The sequence below is a fragment of the Enterococcus sp. AZ080 genome (genome assembly GCF_051714945.1).
Classification (GTDB): domain Bacteria; phylum Bacillota; class Bacilli; order Lactobacillales; family Enterococcaceae; genus Enterococcus_B; species Enterococcus_B pernyi.
Genome location: NZ_JBIOSV010000002.1, coordinates 22936 through 36389 on the forward strand (window position 1 = coordinate 22936; position 13454 = coordinate 36389).

At 33.7% G+C, this 13454-nt stretch carries 13 protein-coding genes; 12 read left to right on the forward strand and 1 reads right to left on the reverse strand.

Annotated elements, in window-relative coordinates:
- Position 1 precedes the first annotated feature (1 nt).
- The 3 genes from IGK01_RS14015 (at position 2) to IGK01_RS14025 (ending at position 1449) form a co-directional block, all read left to right on the forward strand.
- Positions 2-352, forward strand: coding sequence for a DUF7006 family protein (locus tag IGK01_RS14015; RefSeq protein WP_438840849.1), 351 nt, complete (start codon positions 2-4; stop codon positions 350-352).
- Between the two features lie 489 nt (positions 353-841).
- Positions 842-1105, forward strand: coding sequence for an AbrB/MazE/SpoVT family DNA-binding domain-containing protein (locus tag IGK01_RS14020; RefSeq protein WP_438840850.1), 264 nt, complete (start codon positions 842-844; stop codon positions 1103-1105).
- Complete coding sequence (locus tag IGK01_RS14025; RefSeq protein ID WP_086311656.1) at positions 1099-1449, forward strand: type II toxin-antitoxin system PemK/MazF family toxin; 351 nt, start codon at positions 1099-1101, stop codon at positions 1447-1449. The genes IGK01_RS14020 and IGK01_RS14025 overlap by 7 nt, the downstream gene beginning before the upstream one ends.
- 23 nt (positions 1450-1472) lie before the next feature.
- Here the strand turns inward: IGK01_RS14025 and IGK01_RS14030 are convergent, their stop codons facing one another.
- Complete coding sequence (locus IGK01_RS14030) at positions 1473-2087, reverse strand: recombinase family protein (RefSeq protein WP_438840851.1); 615 nt, start codon at positions 2085-2087, stop codon at positions 1473-1475.
- Positions 2088-2403: 316 nt separating this feature from the next.
- Here IGK01_RS14030 and IGK01_RS14035 point away from each other — a divergent pair, with 316 nt between their 5' ends.
- From IGK01_RS14035 to IGK01_RS14075, 9 genes are all read left to right on the forward strand, one after another.
- Complete coding sequence (locus IGK01_RS14035; RefSeq protein WP_438840852.1) at positions 2404-7533, forward strand: fibronectin type III domain-containing protein; 5130 nt, start codon at positions 2404-2406, stop codon at positions 7531-7533.
- Between the two features lie 418 nt (positions 7534-7951).
- A complete protein-coding gene (locus tag IGK01_RS14040; RefSeq protein WP_438840853.1) occupies positions 7952-8155 on the forward strand; it encodes a DNA helicase UvrA in 204 nt (67 codons plus the stop codon).
- Between the two features lie 108 nt (positions 8156-8263).
- Positions 8264-9589 (forward strand): Y-family DNA polymerase, encoded by a 1326-nt coding sequence (locus tag IGK01_RS14045; RefSeq protein WP_438840854.1) that lies wholly within the window; start codon positions 8264-8266, stop codon positions 9587-9589.
- Positions 9582-9929, forward strand: a complete 348-nt coding sequence (locus IGK01_RS14050) for a hypothetical protein (protein WP_438840855.1) — start codon at positions 9582-9584, stop codon at positions 9927-9929. The genes IGK01_RS14045 and IGK01_RS14050 overlap by 8 nt, the downstream gene beginning before the upstream one ends.
- Positions 9926-10108, forward strand: a complete 183-nt coding sequence (locus IGK01_RS14055) for a hypothetical protein (RefSeq protein ID WP_438840894.1) — start codon at positions 9926-9928, stop codon at positions 10106-10108. The genes IGK01_RS14050 and IGK01_RS14055 overlap by 4 nt, the downstream gene beginning before the upstream one ends.
- Positions 10109-10354: 246 nt before the next feature.
- Positions 10355-11176 (forward strand): hypothetical protein, encoded by an 822-nt coding sequence (locus IGK01_RS14060; RefSeq protein WP_438840856.1) that lies wholly within the window; start codon positions 10355-10357, stop codon positions 11174-11176.
- Positions 11177-11321: 145 nt separating this feature from the next.
- Complete coding sequence (locus IGK01_RS14065; protein WP_438840857.1) at positions 11322-11615, forward strand: type III secretion system protein PrgN; 294 nt, start codon at positions 11322-11324, stop codon at positions 11613-11615.
- Between the two features lie 724 nt (positions 11616-12339).
- The gene (locus IGK01_RS14070; protein WP_207700448.1) at positions 12340-13125 is read left to right on the forward strand and encodes a ParA family protein; all 786 of its coding nucleotides are present in this window, start codon (positions 12340-12342) and stop codon (positions 13123-13125) included.
- Entirely contained in the window at positions 13115-13441 is a 327-nt protein-coding gene (locus IGK01_RS14075) for a hypothetical protein (RefSeq protein WP_438840858.1), read from the forward strand. Before IGK01_RS14070 ends, IGK01_RS14075 begins: the two co-directional genes overlap by 11 nt.
- Positions 13442-13454 lie beyond the last annotated feature (13 nt).

Here is a 13454-nt window from a genome sequence, read left to right on the forward strand (position 1 = left end):
CATGACAGGATTTACGACAAAGGAGGCCTATTTACAGGGCTTTCATAAAACTTTTGAAGCAGCAGGAAAACGAAAAAGCCCAGTCCTAAAGGACTATTTACACAGGCAAACGGACCGATTGGAGACCCTCATAGCACAAATCTCTCAAGATAATTTTTGGCAAGTCTGGCCAGAGATCTTAGGGATCGATGCGAAGCTGGGAATTGTTTCGGAAGTGCTTGTCTTTGATAATTTTTCGGATGAGGCCATTATTCGAATGGTTGAAACGGATTACCACACCTATTTCAAAGAATTATGCGGGTATGATCTCAGTATGGAACCGAAACATTCCATAATTTTCAATGTTCTATGATTGTTTAATGGGTAGATCGTCCAAATTATTACGAAAAAGATTTTGTAGAGTGTTCAAAAAATTACATTTTGAACACTCTTTTTGATAAGTATTGTTCCAGAAAAAAATTTTTCAACTCTATAAACACGACTAAATAATCTTTTAGTGAAAAATGTGAGTAAAGCTTCTTGTTCAGATAGGGGTATGATCAAAATTAAAAGTTATTGCTTCTTATTTATTGTTCTTTTAGCAGTTAAATAAATTAGGGCAGAAAGATATTTTTTAAAGTCCAGCAGAGTATGCTTTTTTGTCCGTTCTGTTTATCTGCTGAAGAACTTAATTAGAAAAGGACATTGAAGTTGAGCAAGAGAAATAAAAGATAAAGTAAGGTGTTTATCGGTTCAAAAATCCATAGAATGTTAATCCAATTTAACAGGAAAGGATTAACAATATATATACATTGTTTCTCGGGTGTGTTATACTATGTATATACGTAAAGGGGTGTCTAATATGGAAATGTTATCTATAAAAAAATGGGGAAATAGTAATGGTCTTAGATTGCCAAAGTATATTATGGAATATCTTGGAATTCATACAGAAGACAAAGTGAAGATAATACAAGAAGAAGTAAACGGTCAAAAGCGTCTAATCATCGAAGCTGCTAATTTAGAAAATGAATTAACAATTGAACAGTTATTTGAAAATTACACTGACGAAAGAAATCAGGTGACGATTCAAAACTTAGGTGAAGCAGTAGGTAATGAAAAATGGTGAGAAAGCCTAGACAAGGCGATATTCTATTATTGAATACAGCACCTCGATCTGGACACGAACAAACAGGAAAAAGACCTTATATTGTTTTAAGTCATGATATTATTGCAGATTATAGTAACGTTGTTACAGTTGCTCCGATTTCTAGTACAACTAGAAACTATCCGTTATATGTAAATATTAATTCAAAATATGAAATGAAGACAACAGGAAAAGTATTATTAGATCAATTAACGACAATTGATTATGAAGCCAGAGAGTGTATTTTCTTGGAAAAAGCACATGATAGTTTGGTTGAGGAGTTATTGATGAAAGTTAGAACAGTATTTCAAAAAGTAAGTAAATAAAATAGAAACAACAGCATGATCAACTATTCGTCATTGATCATGCTGTCTTTTTTTATTCTATATACGGTTTGTCTTGTAACATTGTAGTCTTTCGCAATCTGAGTGATCGCAACATCTTTTTTTAGATCTTCAACGATGCTTTTATAAACAAGGCGACGTTGGGGATCTTTTGTATCTGCGCTGTATAACTTTGGACGGCCTTTATAAACACCATTCGCTTTTGCAATCTTAATCCCTTGTGCTTGTCGACGCTTTGATTCCGTACGCTCTTGCTCTGCAATCATAGCCAAAATTTGAATGATTAAATCCTTGATGAATTTATCTAGGAGCGGGTTTCCAATTGCTTCAGCCATGATTGGTAAACTAGTGATGATTAGTTGCACATTTTTCTTTTTGAGGTAATTGACTGTGTCAATGATTTCGTCATAATTTCTGCCTAATCGATCGATGGCTTCGACAATAAAAATATCTTGTTCTCTTACAAATTCTAAAGTTTCCTGGAAAATCGGTCGTTGAGTGATCGTTGCTCCAGATTGTTTCTCGATGAAAATTTTTTCTGCACCAAACTTTTTCATTTCTGTAATTTGTCGTTGTTCATTTTGATCAATCGATGATACTCGAATATAAGCAACTTTCAATTTTTTACCTACTTTCTCAAACTATTTAAAATACACCCTAATCATACATTAGAAATCGAGATTTTTCAATGATCTCTCGGTGTCTATTTAGGGTAAACTTTAAAAATACAAAATTTGAGCATTTATTATTAAATCAAGAACTAATTTTTTAACATATTCCATATTTTAATTAAAAAATATTTTTGTTTTATCGGTAAAAATAACGTATAATTTAATTTTGGTCTTATTGATTCTTAATAATACCTTTTGGTTATGAGTAATGACTTTGATTTAAGTAATTTTTAGAGCAACAGAAAAAAGAAAGTGGGTAAAAAAATTGAATCAAATATCGAGGCACCAAATATTTGGCAAAATACTTTTTGTGTTTGTGATAATATTAACAATATTTCCAAGTAAAGCTTATAGTACAACTAAAACTACTTTTAATGAAAGTGGCGTAGAACAAAATAGAAAAAATAGAATTCTTAATTTTGAAAATGATTCTGAAGAAAGTATCAACTGGAGTAACAGTAATTTTCCTGATATACCTTCTAAATTAAATAGAAACGAAGATATTCAAATGATCGAAAACCTTAATGATAGTTTAAGAAGAAAATACATGAATAGAAGTGAGTTATACGAAAATACTACGCTGCTTGAAGAAATCGACAGCTTGTTTACAAAATCGTTTAATCAAGAAACTGTATTATATGCAAATCTTTCTATGGAAGATTTTGGAATAAATTCGGAATATTTATTGGATGATTCTGAAACCGTAATAAATTCAACTTTAAATGATAGTTTGTATGGGATTGATCATGGTTATTTATTGGGTAGCCTAACACCGCAGCCATTTAACAAAGAAAGGAAAGAAAACATTCAGCTTAAGCTGACTTTACCTAAAGATACTGAAGCGGTAAGACTAGGTTCATTAAGTAATTCTTATTACATCTTAAAGAGAGACCAAGCGCTTAACTATACTAAAAAAGAAATTATTCGGGAAGGTGATCTTACTCCATCTATCAAAATCAATGCCAATATTGTTCCAAAAAGTACGATTGAAGAAGCGATAGGTGAAGCTAATGAAGATGTACAAAATATTTTGATGGAATATTTTGATATTTCTACTACTCTAGTACAAATAGAAGCTGTTGGTTTAAATGCTGGATTTGTTTTAGCCAATTCAAATTATGAAGATGTTATACTAAAATCCTTAACTAATCTAAGGAAAAAAAATTTTCTAAATGAATATGAAACTAAAAATTGGCAAATCTTCTTAACTAGTGGTTACTGGCAGCATTCTAGTGTATTTGATAATAAAACAATGAATTTAACTTTGGAGGAAAAACGAATTGAGTTTGATAACTCTTTTGATTTATCAGATGCTGGATTGACTTGGACAAAATCAACTCCTGAAGGGTACATAGCTTCTACAGCTATTTCTTTCAATCAGTTAAATCACCTCCAACAAATAAAAGAAAATCGTCTTCTAGATGAATATGCTAGCACTATAATACATGAATACTTTCATTTTGCTATAAGAACTAACTATTTTTTTCAAAGTCACCCTATGCTTAGTGGTCAGATTTTTGATGAGGTAATTGAAGAGTTAAGAGATTTGGAAATAAAAACGTTGATAGATATTTTAGATAGTAACTACGCAGAAGAATCTTGGGAAGAGTACATTTGTGAAGCATTTCGAGCTAAATTGCATCCGTACAAGCCCATTGCTGAAAGATCTGCAACTCAGATGGTTTTAACCAATCGTTTTTTAGATAATTTATTTGACACTGTATCGCCCACTATTCCTAAAAACTTACAAAAACTAGATGTGACAGGAAATACTGTGAAATTCACATTTGATCATTCTACTGACAATGTCAGTGTAGAAAAATACAATATCTACATGGATGGAGAATTAATAGAAGATTACAACACAGTTCCAGATGATAATGTATTACACTCACCAAATCCAGGTGAAAATCAAAAAAGAATTGAGGTAGATGTTAAGAATTTAAATCAGGTGACAGAATATGAATTTAGAGTAACAGCTATGGATGAAGCTAAAAATGAGTCTGAGAAAAGTGAGCCTTTAAAAATAAAAACAAAAGATACTGAGCCTCCAAAGTTGTCCGGAAATTTAAAAAGTCAAGTTTTATCATCTTCACATGCAAATTTTAATTTAGCAACAGCTACAGATAACGTTGGCGTTGTTAAAAAGAAAATAAAGCGCGAAGAAACCTCTTCTTTATTTAATATTTCTTACCTACCAGGAAAAGAAGTTATTTTTGAAGTTGAAGGGAATGCCCGTCATTTTAATGATGTTTCGATACAAAAAGGAAAACGGTATACGTATTCTATGACGGCATTGGACGAAGCAGGGAATGAATCGAAACCAAGTAATGAAGTGATTGTAGAAACGAGCGACGAAGACGATCGAAAGCGGAATGAAGATAAAGCAAGGGATACTACATCAACCAATGCAACACTTGACTGGAGCGGTTCTTTTTCGGAGATTTCACCATCTAGTTTTCAGCTATTTGGATGGGCACAAGGAATTACTGGATGGACATTTACCGGTGTTACAACAATAGGTAGCTCATTAAGCTCAGTAGTTGTTGGATTAACTCCTGGATTATCACATCTGTATTTAGTTCTACCAATTGATGAAAATGGAAATCCCATGGCTGAAGGATTAGATATTAGTGTAGATGCATTGCCTCATTCAGTGATTGATTTGCGAATAACAGATGTACAGCATACACAGATTTCTTTGAATTGGGAGAGTCTAAATAATCAAGCTTCACTTCCTGGAACACTCTATCATGACATTTATCGAAACGATGAGAAAATCGCGACTATTGACGGATGGACAACTTCCTACACAGATTCTGGGCTAACTCACAGTACAAAGTACGAGTATTATGTAGTTGCTAGAATAGGAGACACTCCTTCAGAAAAAAGTAAGACGGTCACAGGAACGACTCTAAAAGTATATGATGACACTATGGTTCGTTTTGAATCCGTTCTTTTTCCGTCTGAAATCCTTACGCATTCGAAACAAGTAAATGAACCGATTACTGTGGCGGAATTCCATAATAAATCAACGCAATTTATACATTTGATATTTGATGAAACTAGGAATGCCTATCAATTATTCAACAAAGAAACAGGTATGGTGTTTGGTATAGATCAAAGAGATAATAGCACAATAATGATGCAAGAGAACAAGACTCAAGATGATCAGTTTTGGGTATTAAATCAAATCGAAAATAATATATTTGAGCTAGAAAATTATCAATACAACAGTAAAGTTTTAACAGTTAATAATAACCGGACAACTCAATTAAGTGATAAAAATGAGTCTACTAAAACGCAACAATTTGATTTATTAATGGATGAAGAGCCTCCAACCGTACCGCAGGACTTCACGTATCACGATTTAACAGATACTAGTGTTCGTTTAAAATGGGCTCCTTCTACAGATAATGTTGGGGTTTCTGGTTATCTCGTTTATAATCAATCTCGTTTAATTGGTCAAGTAGATAGTAAAACTACCGAATATGTAGTGAATGACTTGCTTTCTTATACTGATTACCATTTTTCTGTAGTCGCTATCGACCACTCGGGTAATCAATCAGAATCTAGTGATATCTTAGAGGTGAGAACAAGACCAAAAGTGCCTATGAATTTGAGTGCGTCAGATATGACACAAACTAGTTTTACGCTTCATTGGGAAAATTTAGAAAAAGAAGAAGTTATTACTGAATATGAAATTTACCAAGATGAAACCCTCATTCGAACTGTAGATAGAGATACGCTTTCATTGTCAGTTGAAAATCTAGACACGGCAATGTACTATAATTTTACAGTTAAGGCCAAAACAGCAGTAAACTCGTCCCTAGCAAGTGAAAAACTGACGATTAAAACACAATCACTGCCGCTTTCTGAGATAGTAAAAGGATATTCTTTGACAGATAATGAAATAATCATTACCTTAGATAGGGCGTCGTATGAAGGGCATAATCGAATAGTCTTATTGAATCAGGGAGACTATGTAGGAGAAACGTACAACAATCGATTCTTCTATGCAAGGCTTGTCAATTCAACTGAGGACACCGTTGATATTCGATTTGAGACGAATACAACCACAAATGATCTCACATTGGAAATTCGTAGTGGCCAGCCAGGGGGGCAGCAAGATGACGTCCTTGAAACATTATCGATTCTACCATTAAGTCCCCCAAAGAATTTGAGTTATGATGAAATTGATGATTCGTCAGTAAGATTGTCTTGGGAACCAGGTGACAATCATTCTTCAGAAACCGGATATGAGATTTACCAAAATGAAAAACTTATTCAAACCGCACAGGGTTCTGAAACCACATTTACGGTTGAAAACTTACAATCAGCTACTGATTATAAGTTTACGGTTAAAGCCAGAGTAGGTTCTCAAACTTCACAGCCGAGCAACGAGGTAGAAATTACTACGTTACCTAAAGCACCAAGAAATCTACAGGCAAATAATATAACTGATAGTAGTGCTTTACTAACATGGGAAGCCGCGGAACCAATAGAAATTGTAGCTGGATATGAAATTTATCAAAATAATGAATTGATTCATCAAGTAGATAAATTTACAGAAGAGTTACAGTTAGAGGATCTAGATTCAATGACTGAATCAATATTAACGGTTAAAACCAAAACAGAATCGGGGCGATCTGTTCCTAGCAATGACTTGAAACTAGTAACACTTCCGAAAGCCCCACTAAATCTTAGAATCGAAGATAAAAGTCAAGATAGTGTGTTGCTGGCATGGGAAGCAGGAGAAACCAATCAAAATATCCTCGGCTATGCCATTTATCAAAATAATCAATTAATAGAAACTGTAGATAGTGATACACTTTCCTACAAAATAGATCAGTTAGACCCTTCACTTACCTATGATTTTAGTGTGAAGACAAAAGCTAAGGAAAATCTATTTTCTGCGTCAAGTAACACTGTAGAATGGCAGTTCGTAAAAGAGAATAAAAACTTAGTTAGGAATGGAGACTTTTCAAATGGATTCGATGATTGGAATTTACGAATTGGATCGATGGAACAAGGTGGGCGATCAGAAATAAGAAAAGAAAGTGGAAGAAACTATGCTCATTTAATGGGGAGAGATATAGGTGATCTCGAAGCATTATCTCAAACTATTGATACTTCTGAAGTGAATGATATTTCTATATTTTTTGAAGATCGAAGTCCTTTCTTCGGTTTAAAATTTAACATTGATTTTTATAGAGGTGGACAACAAGTAAGATCGGATGTTAAACTTTTTTACACTTCCACTAACTGGCAAAAACGTGAAGTATATTATAATGTTGACGCTATAGACAATGTAGTTATTACTTTTAACAATTTTACATTTGATCCAGTAGAAATTTCTCACGTAAAAATGCTTGGAAATAAAAGTAATAATTAGATAAATGTTAGTTACTAATATCTCAATCGCCAAGTATAAATTAATTTATATTTGGCGATTGGTTTTAGTATAAAATTTTAAACAGCTTTTCGTAGAGATAAAAACAAATTAAGCATATATACGAGAGATTGAAATCAAAGATCTATAAAAAATAGAAGGTGAAAGTAGTTACACACCAATTACGATCAAGTGACTATATGATAAGAAATGCTGAAAAATGGAGTAATGTGATATTTTGACGTGGATTGAAGTAGTTGAAGTAATAGTGATTTTTATTTAGCAAAAGAGAACAAGTAAATAAAAAAATTTGTTCATATGAGCATTCTAAGGTCAGGTTCACTCATTAAGATGTATCATTGGTCGAACGAATCGTCATACCAGCTACGAATAGACATATTTTTAGGGAGGAACGAAGCAAATGAAAGAACAACAAGTAGGCTATACTTTTTGGGGACGTCCATTATATGGATTAGAACGAAGAACGGCTGTATCGATCGATTGTGCTTGCGGTGAGCTGATTCAACTCAATATTCAAACGAAACAATACCATTGTGAAAATTGTGGGAATTGTTACCAATTTATTGATCAAGACTTCCAATTGCTAAACGAAAAAAATAAGTAGGTTAATTATAGTCAGACAGTCGTCTGGCTATTTTTCTATTTAGAGAAGACCCTCGTTGCAAATGCGAACATATGTTTGTATAATGTAATGGAAGAGGGGGAGAACAACATGCTTGATTACTCAAAAGAGCCAGTCAATGATTACTTTCTAATCGATATGAAAAGCTTTTATAGTTCGGTGGAATGTGTTGAAAGAAACTTAGATCCGTTAACAGCTGAATTGATCGTGATGAGTCGAGCAGACAATACTGGATCAGGGCTTACATTAGCAGCGTCACCAACGGCCAAAAGTAAATATGGAATCACGAACGTCAGTAGACCGCGTGATCTACCTTATCCTTTACCTAAAGAATTACACATTGTACCACCAAGGATGAACCTATATATCAAAAAAAATATGGAAGTAAATAGTATTTTTCGGCAATACGTCGCAGATGAAGACTTATTGATCTATTCCATCGATGAGTCGATTCTAAAGGTAACAAAATCGCTGAACTTATTTACAACACCAGGTACAAGAAGTGAGAGACGAAAACAGCTCGCAAGACAGATACAGTTACACGTTTACCGTCAAACTGGTTTGATCGCAACTGTCGGGATTGGTGATAATCCTGTTTTAGCTAAATTAGCCTTAGATAATGAAGCGAAGCATAATAAAGGATTTGTTGCGGAATGGACGTATCAAAATGTGCCAGAGAAAATTTGGGCAATTAAAGAAATGACGGATTTTTGGGGTATCGGATCACGCATGAAAAAAAGATTGAACCATATGGGAATCCTGAGTATTAAAGATTTAGCAAATTGGGACCCATACGCGCTCAAGAGGCAATTAGGGGTTATTGGACTACAGCTCTATTTTCATGCGAATGGGATTGATCGAACGGATATCGCAGAACCGCCAGAACCAACCAAAGAGAAATCTTATGGCAATTCTCAGGTGCTACCGAAGGACTATACGAGGAAAGAAGAAGTTGAAATCGTGGTGAAGGAAATGGCGGAACAAGTGGCTGCACGTATTCGACAGCATAAGTGTAAGACTGGTTGTGTTCGCTTGTATATAGGTACGTCGATTCTGGAAACAAAGTCGGGGTTTTCGCACCAAATGAAAATCCCACTCACTGATAACACGAAAGAGCTTCAGTACTATTGCCTTTATTTATTTAATAAGTACTATGAAGGACAAGAAGTGAGACACGTTGGAATTACGTATAGTAAACTCGTTTATACTGATTCCCTTCAGCTAGATTTGTTTAGTGATCCACAACAACAGATTAATGAGGAAAAACTAGATAAGATTATCGACAAGATTCGACAGAAATATGGATTTACGTCGATTGTACACGCTTCTTCTAAGTTAGAAGGCGCACGTAGTATTACTAGAAGTACATTGGTTGGTGGACATGCTGGCGGAAATGGAGGGCTTAATAATGATTGATTACAACGATCGAGGTCGTCTAAAGTGGGCAGGTTTCTATCTCTCGGATCACACAGAAAAGATCGATGCCGACGTCGAGCAACGAGCCAATCAAAATTTGGCCAAAGAGCAGATGACAACGGAAGAGATTACGGAAGTATTGAACGCTGCTGTCCTTAAAAGAAAAGTTGTTTGTATCCAAAAGGAAGAACGTGATACTGAAGGCTACTATCCGGATGATATTAAGGGAGAAATTCATGGTTATGATGGACTAGGTATTTTTATTGGAGAACATAAGGTCCATTACGACGAAATTCGCCACATTGAAATCCAGGAGTTAGATAAATGGAGTCAGCTATGAATATCATTCAGCAGTACGAATGGCGCTATATTTGCTATGAAGAATTACTAGAGGAAATTTGGGGATATGGGCAACAATTAATCAACCAAGTGGGACTTGATTGCTTTACCTTTTATCTGGAAGCTAGCGCAGGCTATCATAGTTTCTACTATTATATTGCGCCGTATGAAAAGAGTTAGAGAAGTACTGGGAGCAAAAAGGCTTTTTAGGGATCACTGGATCATCTGTACAGAAAATAGCGGTAAGGAAAGTCGAATAGATGCTAAATCACCCTTTCCAAAATCTAACGCTATTTTTTGTTTAGTTGTTTTAGTGATCACTTTTCTACTGAAAATAAAGAGAATTGATGTGTGATAGAATAAATAGAAAGCTATTTGAAGAAAAAATTTATGATGTGTAGATCATAAACAAAAGGAGTAAAAGAAGTGAATCGATCAGAGTACAAACAAATGCTGACACTGAAATATTTTTATGAGGAGAAATTGCAAGAAATCAAAAAGAAACATAAGTCCGATCCGGATTTGTTTCATCCGATTGGTAAGGATCGTTATTGTCTATACTGTGAGCAGTATCGAGAAACCCAAGACAAGCTACAGCCTATGGTAAAACAATTAATGGAGTATGAAAAAACACACGAAGTCAAACAACCAGTGATTCAACAGTTAGCCGCAGTCCCCAAAAAGGAAAAGGCGAAGCCAAAAAAAGTGTATCAAGTCTATTCTCTCTTGTTCAAAGATGGTTCAGAATATTTGGTTTATACCTTCGCCCAGGAAACTGGTTGTCGTTTATTAGGGAGACAGATTTCAGAATTAAGCAAGGCAGTTCCTCTTTCCAAGGATTATTATTCTTCCATTTATTTAGAACAAGAAGATGGCTCGATTATTTCAGTAGAAGCACGCTTGCAAGAGCATTCGACTAAGAAAAGTTGGTTATTAGCAGAAAAACAGCAAACGAGAATAAAAGCGACAGGGAATTGTTTTAATGAGAAACCCTTTGAATATTTGAAATACACTGAAGGACAATACGGCTGTTTGAGAACTTTTTGCGGAAATACGGCGATTAAAAAAACAAAGAAATTCTCAAAAAATGGGAAAGTAGCTTTTGAAACAGCGCGTGGCATGATTGCGTTGGAGTACGGACAAGTCCTTCTGAAGCTCTTTCCAGGCACGTTCATGGTCATTAGTGAACAAGAATTTAGCGAATATTTTGTAGAAGACGAATCATTAGTATGGATGAAGAAAGAATAGAAAAGCAAGAAGGGTTAAACCTATTTTTTTGATGACGATATTAGGGATTAGTCTTGGTGAATAAAAGAAGTAGACAATAGCAGGTTATAAACGTTAAAATATTATTGCGAACGCAATAATAATAAGAGAGGTAGGCTCACCCACCATGTCTCGAAATACCTTTGTTTATTCCCACCCAATCAATGTATTTATTATCAAGTATCTAGGAGTTACTGTCGATCAATTTTGTGAGTCTTATGGCTATAGTCAAGGGACTGTCGCTAGTTGGATCACACGAAATCGACGAGTTGAATCACTACCTGTAGGTTTCATTTATGACTTAGGGCTTGCGGCAAGTTCAAACATGTCTTCTACTTATGAGGAACTTCTCTCTCTTCAAGATGAATATGAAATATATATATCGTCAATTGGAAAAAGAAAGAAAAAACGAATTGAATAATTGTAAGCTGACAACATTTTTGATAATTTAAAAAATCAATATCACAATATCGTAATATTTAAATATTACGTTTTCACGATATCATGAATCTTAAATATTGTAATATTGTGATTCGATTTAATAATATCATGCTTTTAAAGGTATACGCCAGACAATAAATAGTTAAATTTTGCCTTTTAGTCTAGTACTCAACGGACTAAAATTAATTTGAGCAAAAAAAGAAACTTTTTCTCTTTCTTTAAATCAACGGATCATTGGAATATTCAGCTTAATATATTGAGTATATTTAATATATTTACAGAGATAGAAATTTTAATCGTTAAACCTAAAAATATATTAACTATATTAGATGTACTTAATATAGTTAATATATTTTTTTTAAATCAGTTGTCGATTATACTGAGTTTTCTTCATTATTTAACGTAGTGACGTATGAATTAATTGCTAGAATTAAAATATCTTTAACATGACTAAATTTTAAAATTATCACATAACACAATACTACACCATTGTGATATCATAGTATTGTTGTATTGCAATTGCATAATATCATAAATGTGTAATATCGGAATATTTTACTCAAAAGGTCCATTTGATTACAAATAGATTTGGTATTATTATACAGAAAAAAAGGTGCTTCCGCGATATCACGATTTTATAATATTGCAATTTCAGAATATTGTGATATAATGATATTACAAAACAAACAGATTGGAGTATTAATATGTCTAGAATAATTTCTGTAGCTAATCAAAAAGGTGGCGCATCTAAAACTACTACTGCTGTTAACTTAAGTGCTAGCCTGCATTTTACTTTTGGGAAAAAAGTTCTGTTAGTCGATATGGACCCTCAAGGTAATGCAACAGATAATCTCGGTTTTGATATCGATGGAACCGACAAGCCAACGATTTATGAAATATTAAAAGGTGAAGCCGGCGTCTCAGATGCAATTCTTAATTATCAAGGGATTGATGTTATACCTGCTGATATTGCCCTATCTTCAGCAGAAAGAGAATTTACGCAGGTTGGAAGTGAACACAGGCTTAAACGTGTACTTCAACCAATTAAAAATAACTATGATTACATTATTATCGATTGTCCACCGAGCTTGGGTATGCTTACGGTTAATGCCTTCACAGTATCAGACGAAATTATCATACCGGTAGAGGCTGCGTATTTTTCACTTAAAGGATTGATCAAACTAAGTGAAACAATTGAAACTGTTAAAGAGTATACAAATGATAAATTAGTTATTCGTGGTGTTGTGTTCACTAAATATAATAAGAACTATAAAATATCTAAAGAAATGACTTCAGCAGCAAATGAAATTTCCGTAGTAATTAATGCAAAAATTTTTGATACTTACATTCGTAGAACAATTATAGTTGATGAGGCTCAAGCAGCAGGTAAAGATTTAATTAGTTTCAACAAACCTTCTACAGCAGAAGAAGATTATAGAAAATTCACAGAAGAATATTTAAAAGAAGTTGGTGATTTTAATGACAAATAATAATCGTAGTCAGGCTGCTGTTAGCAGATTACTAGGAAATAAAAATAAACAACCTGCCAAGCCAAAAGAGCTAGAACACTCTGAATTAAATAAAAAGACAATTAGTGCATTAATAAAAGATCAAGGAAGTAGTTATAGAACAGCTGATAGTATCAGAATTAACCCAATATTAATGGCTGCACTTAAATATTGGACAACAATTGCTGAATCTGAAAAAAGTAAACCTGACGTTATTGAAGAAGCTATATTAAAAACAATTCCTGAAGAATATTTAATTGAGGGATACAAACTAGCTAAAAAACAAAATAAAATTTAAAAAAAATGTATAA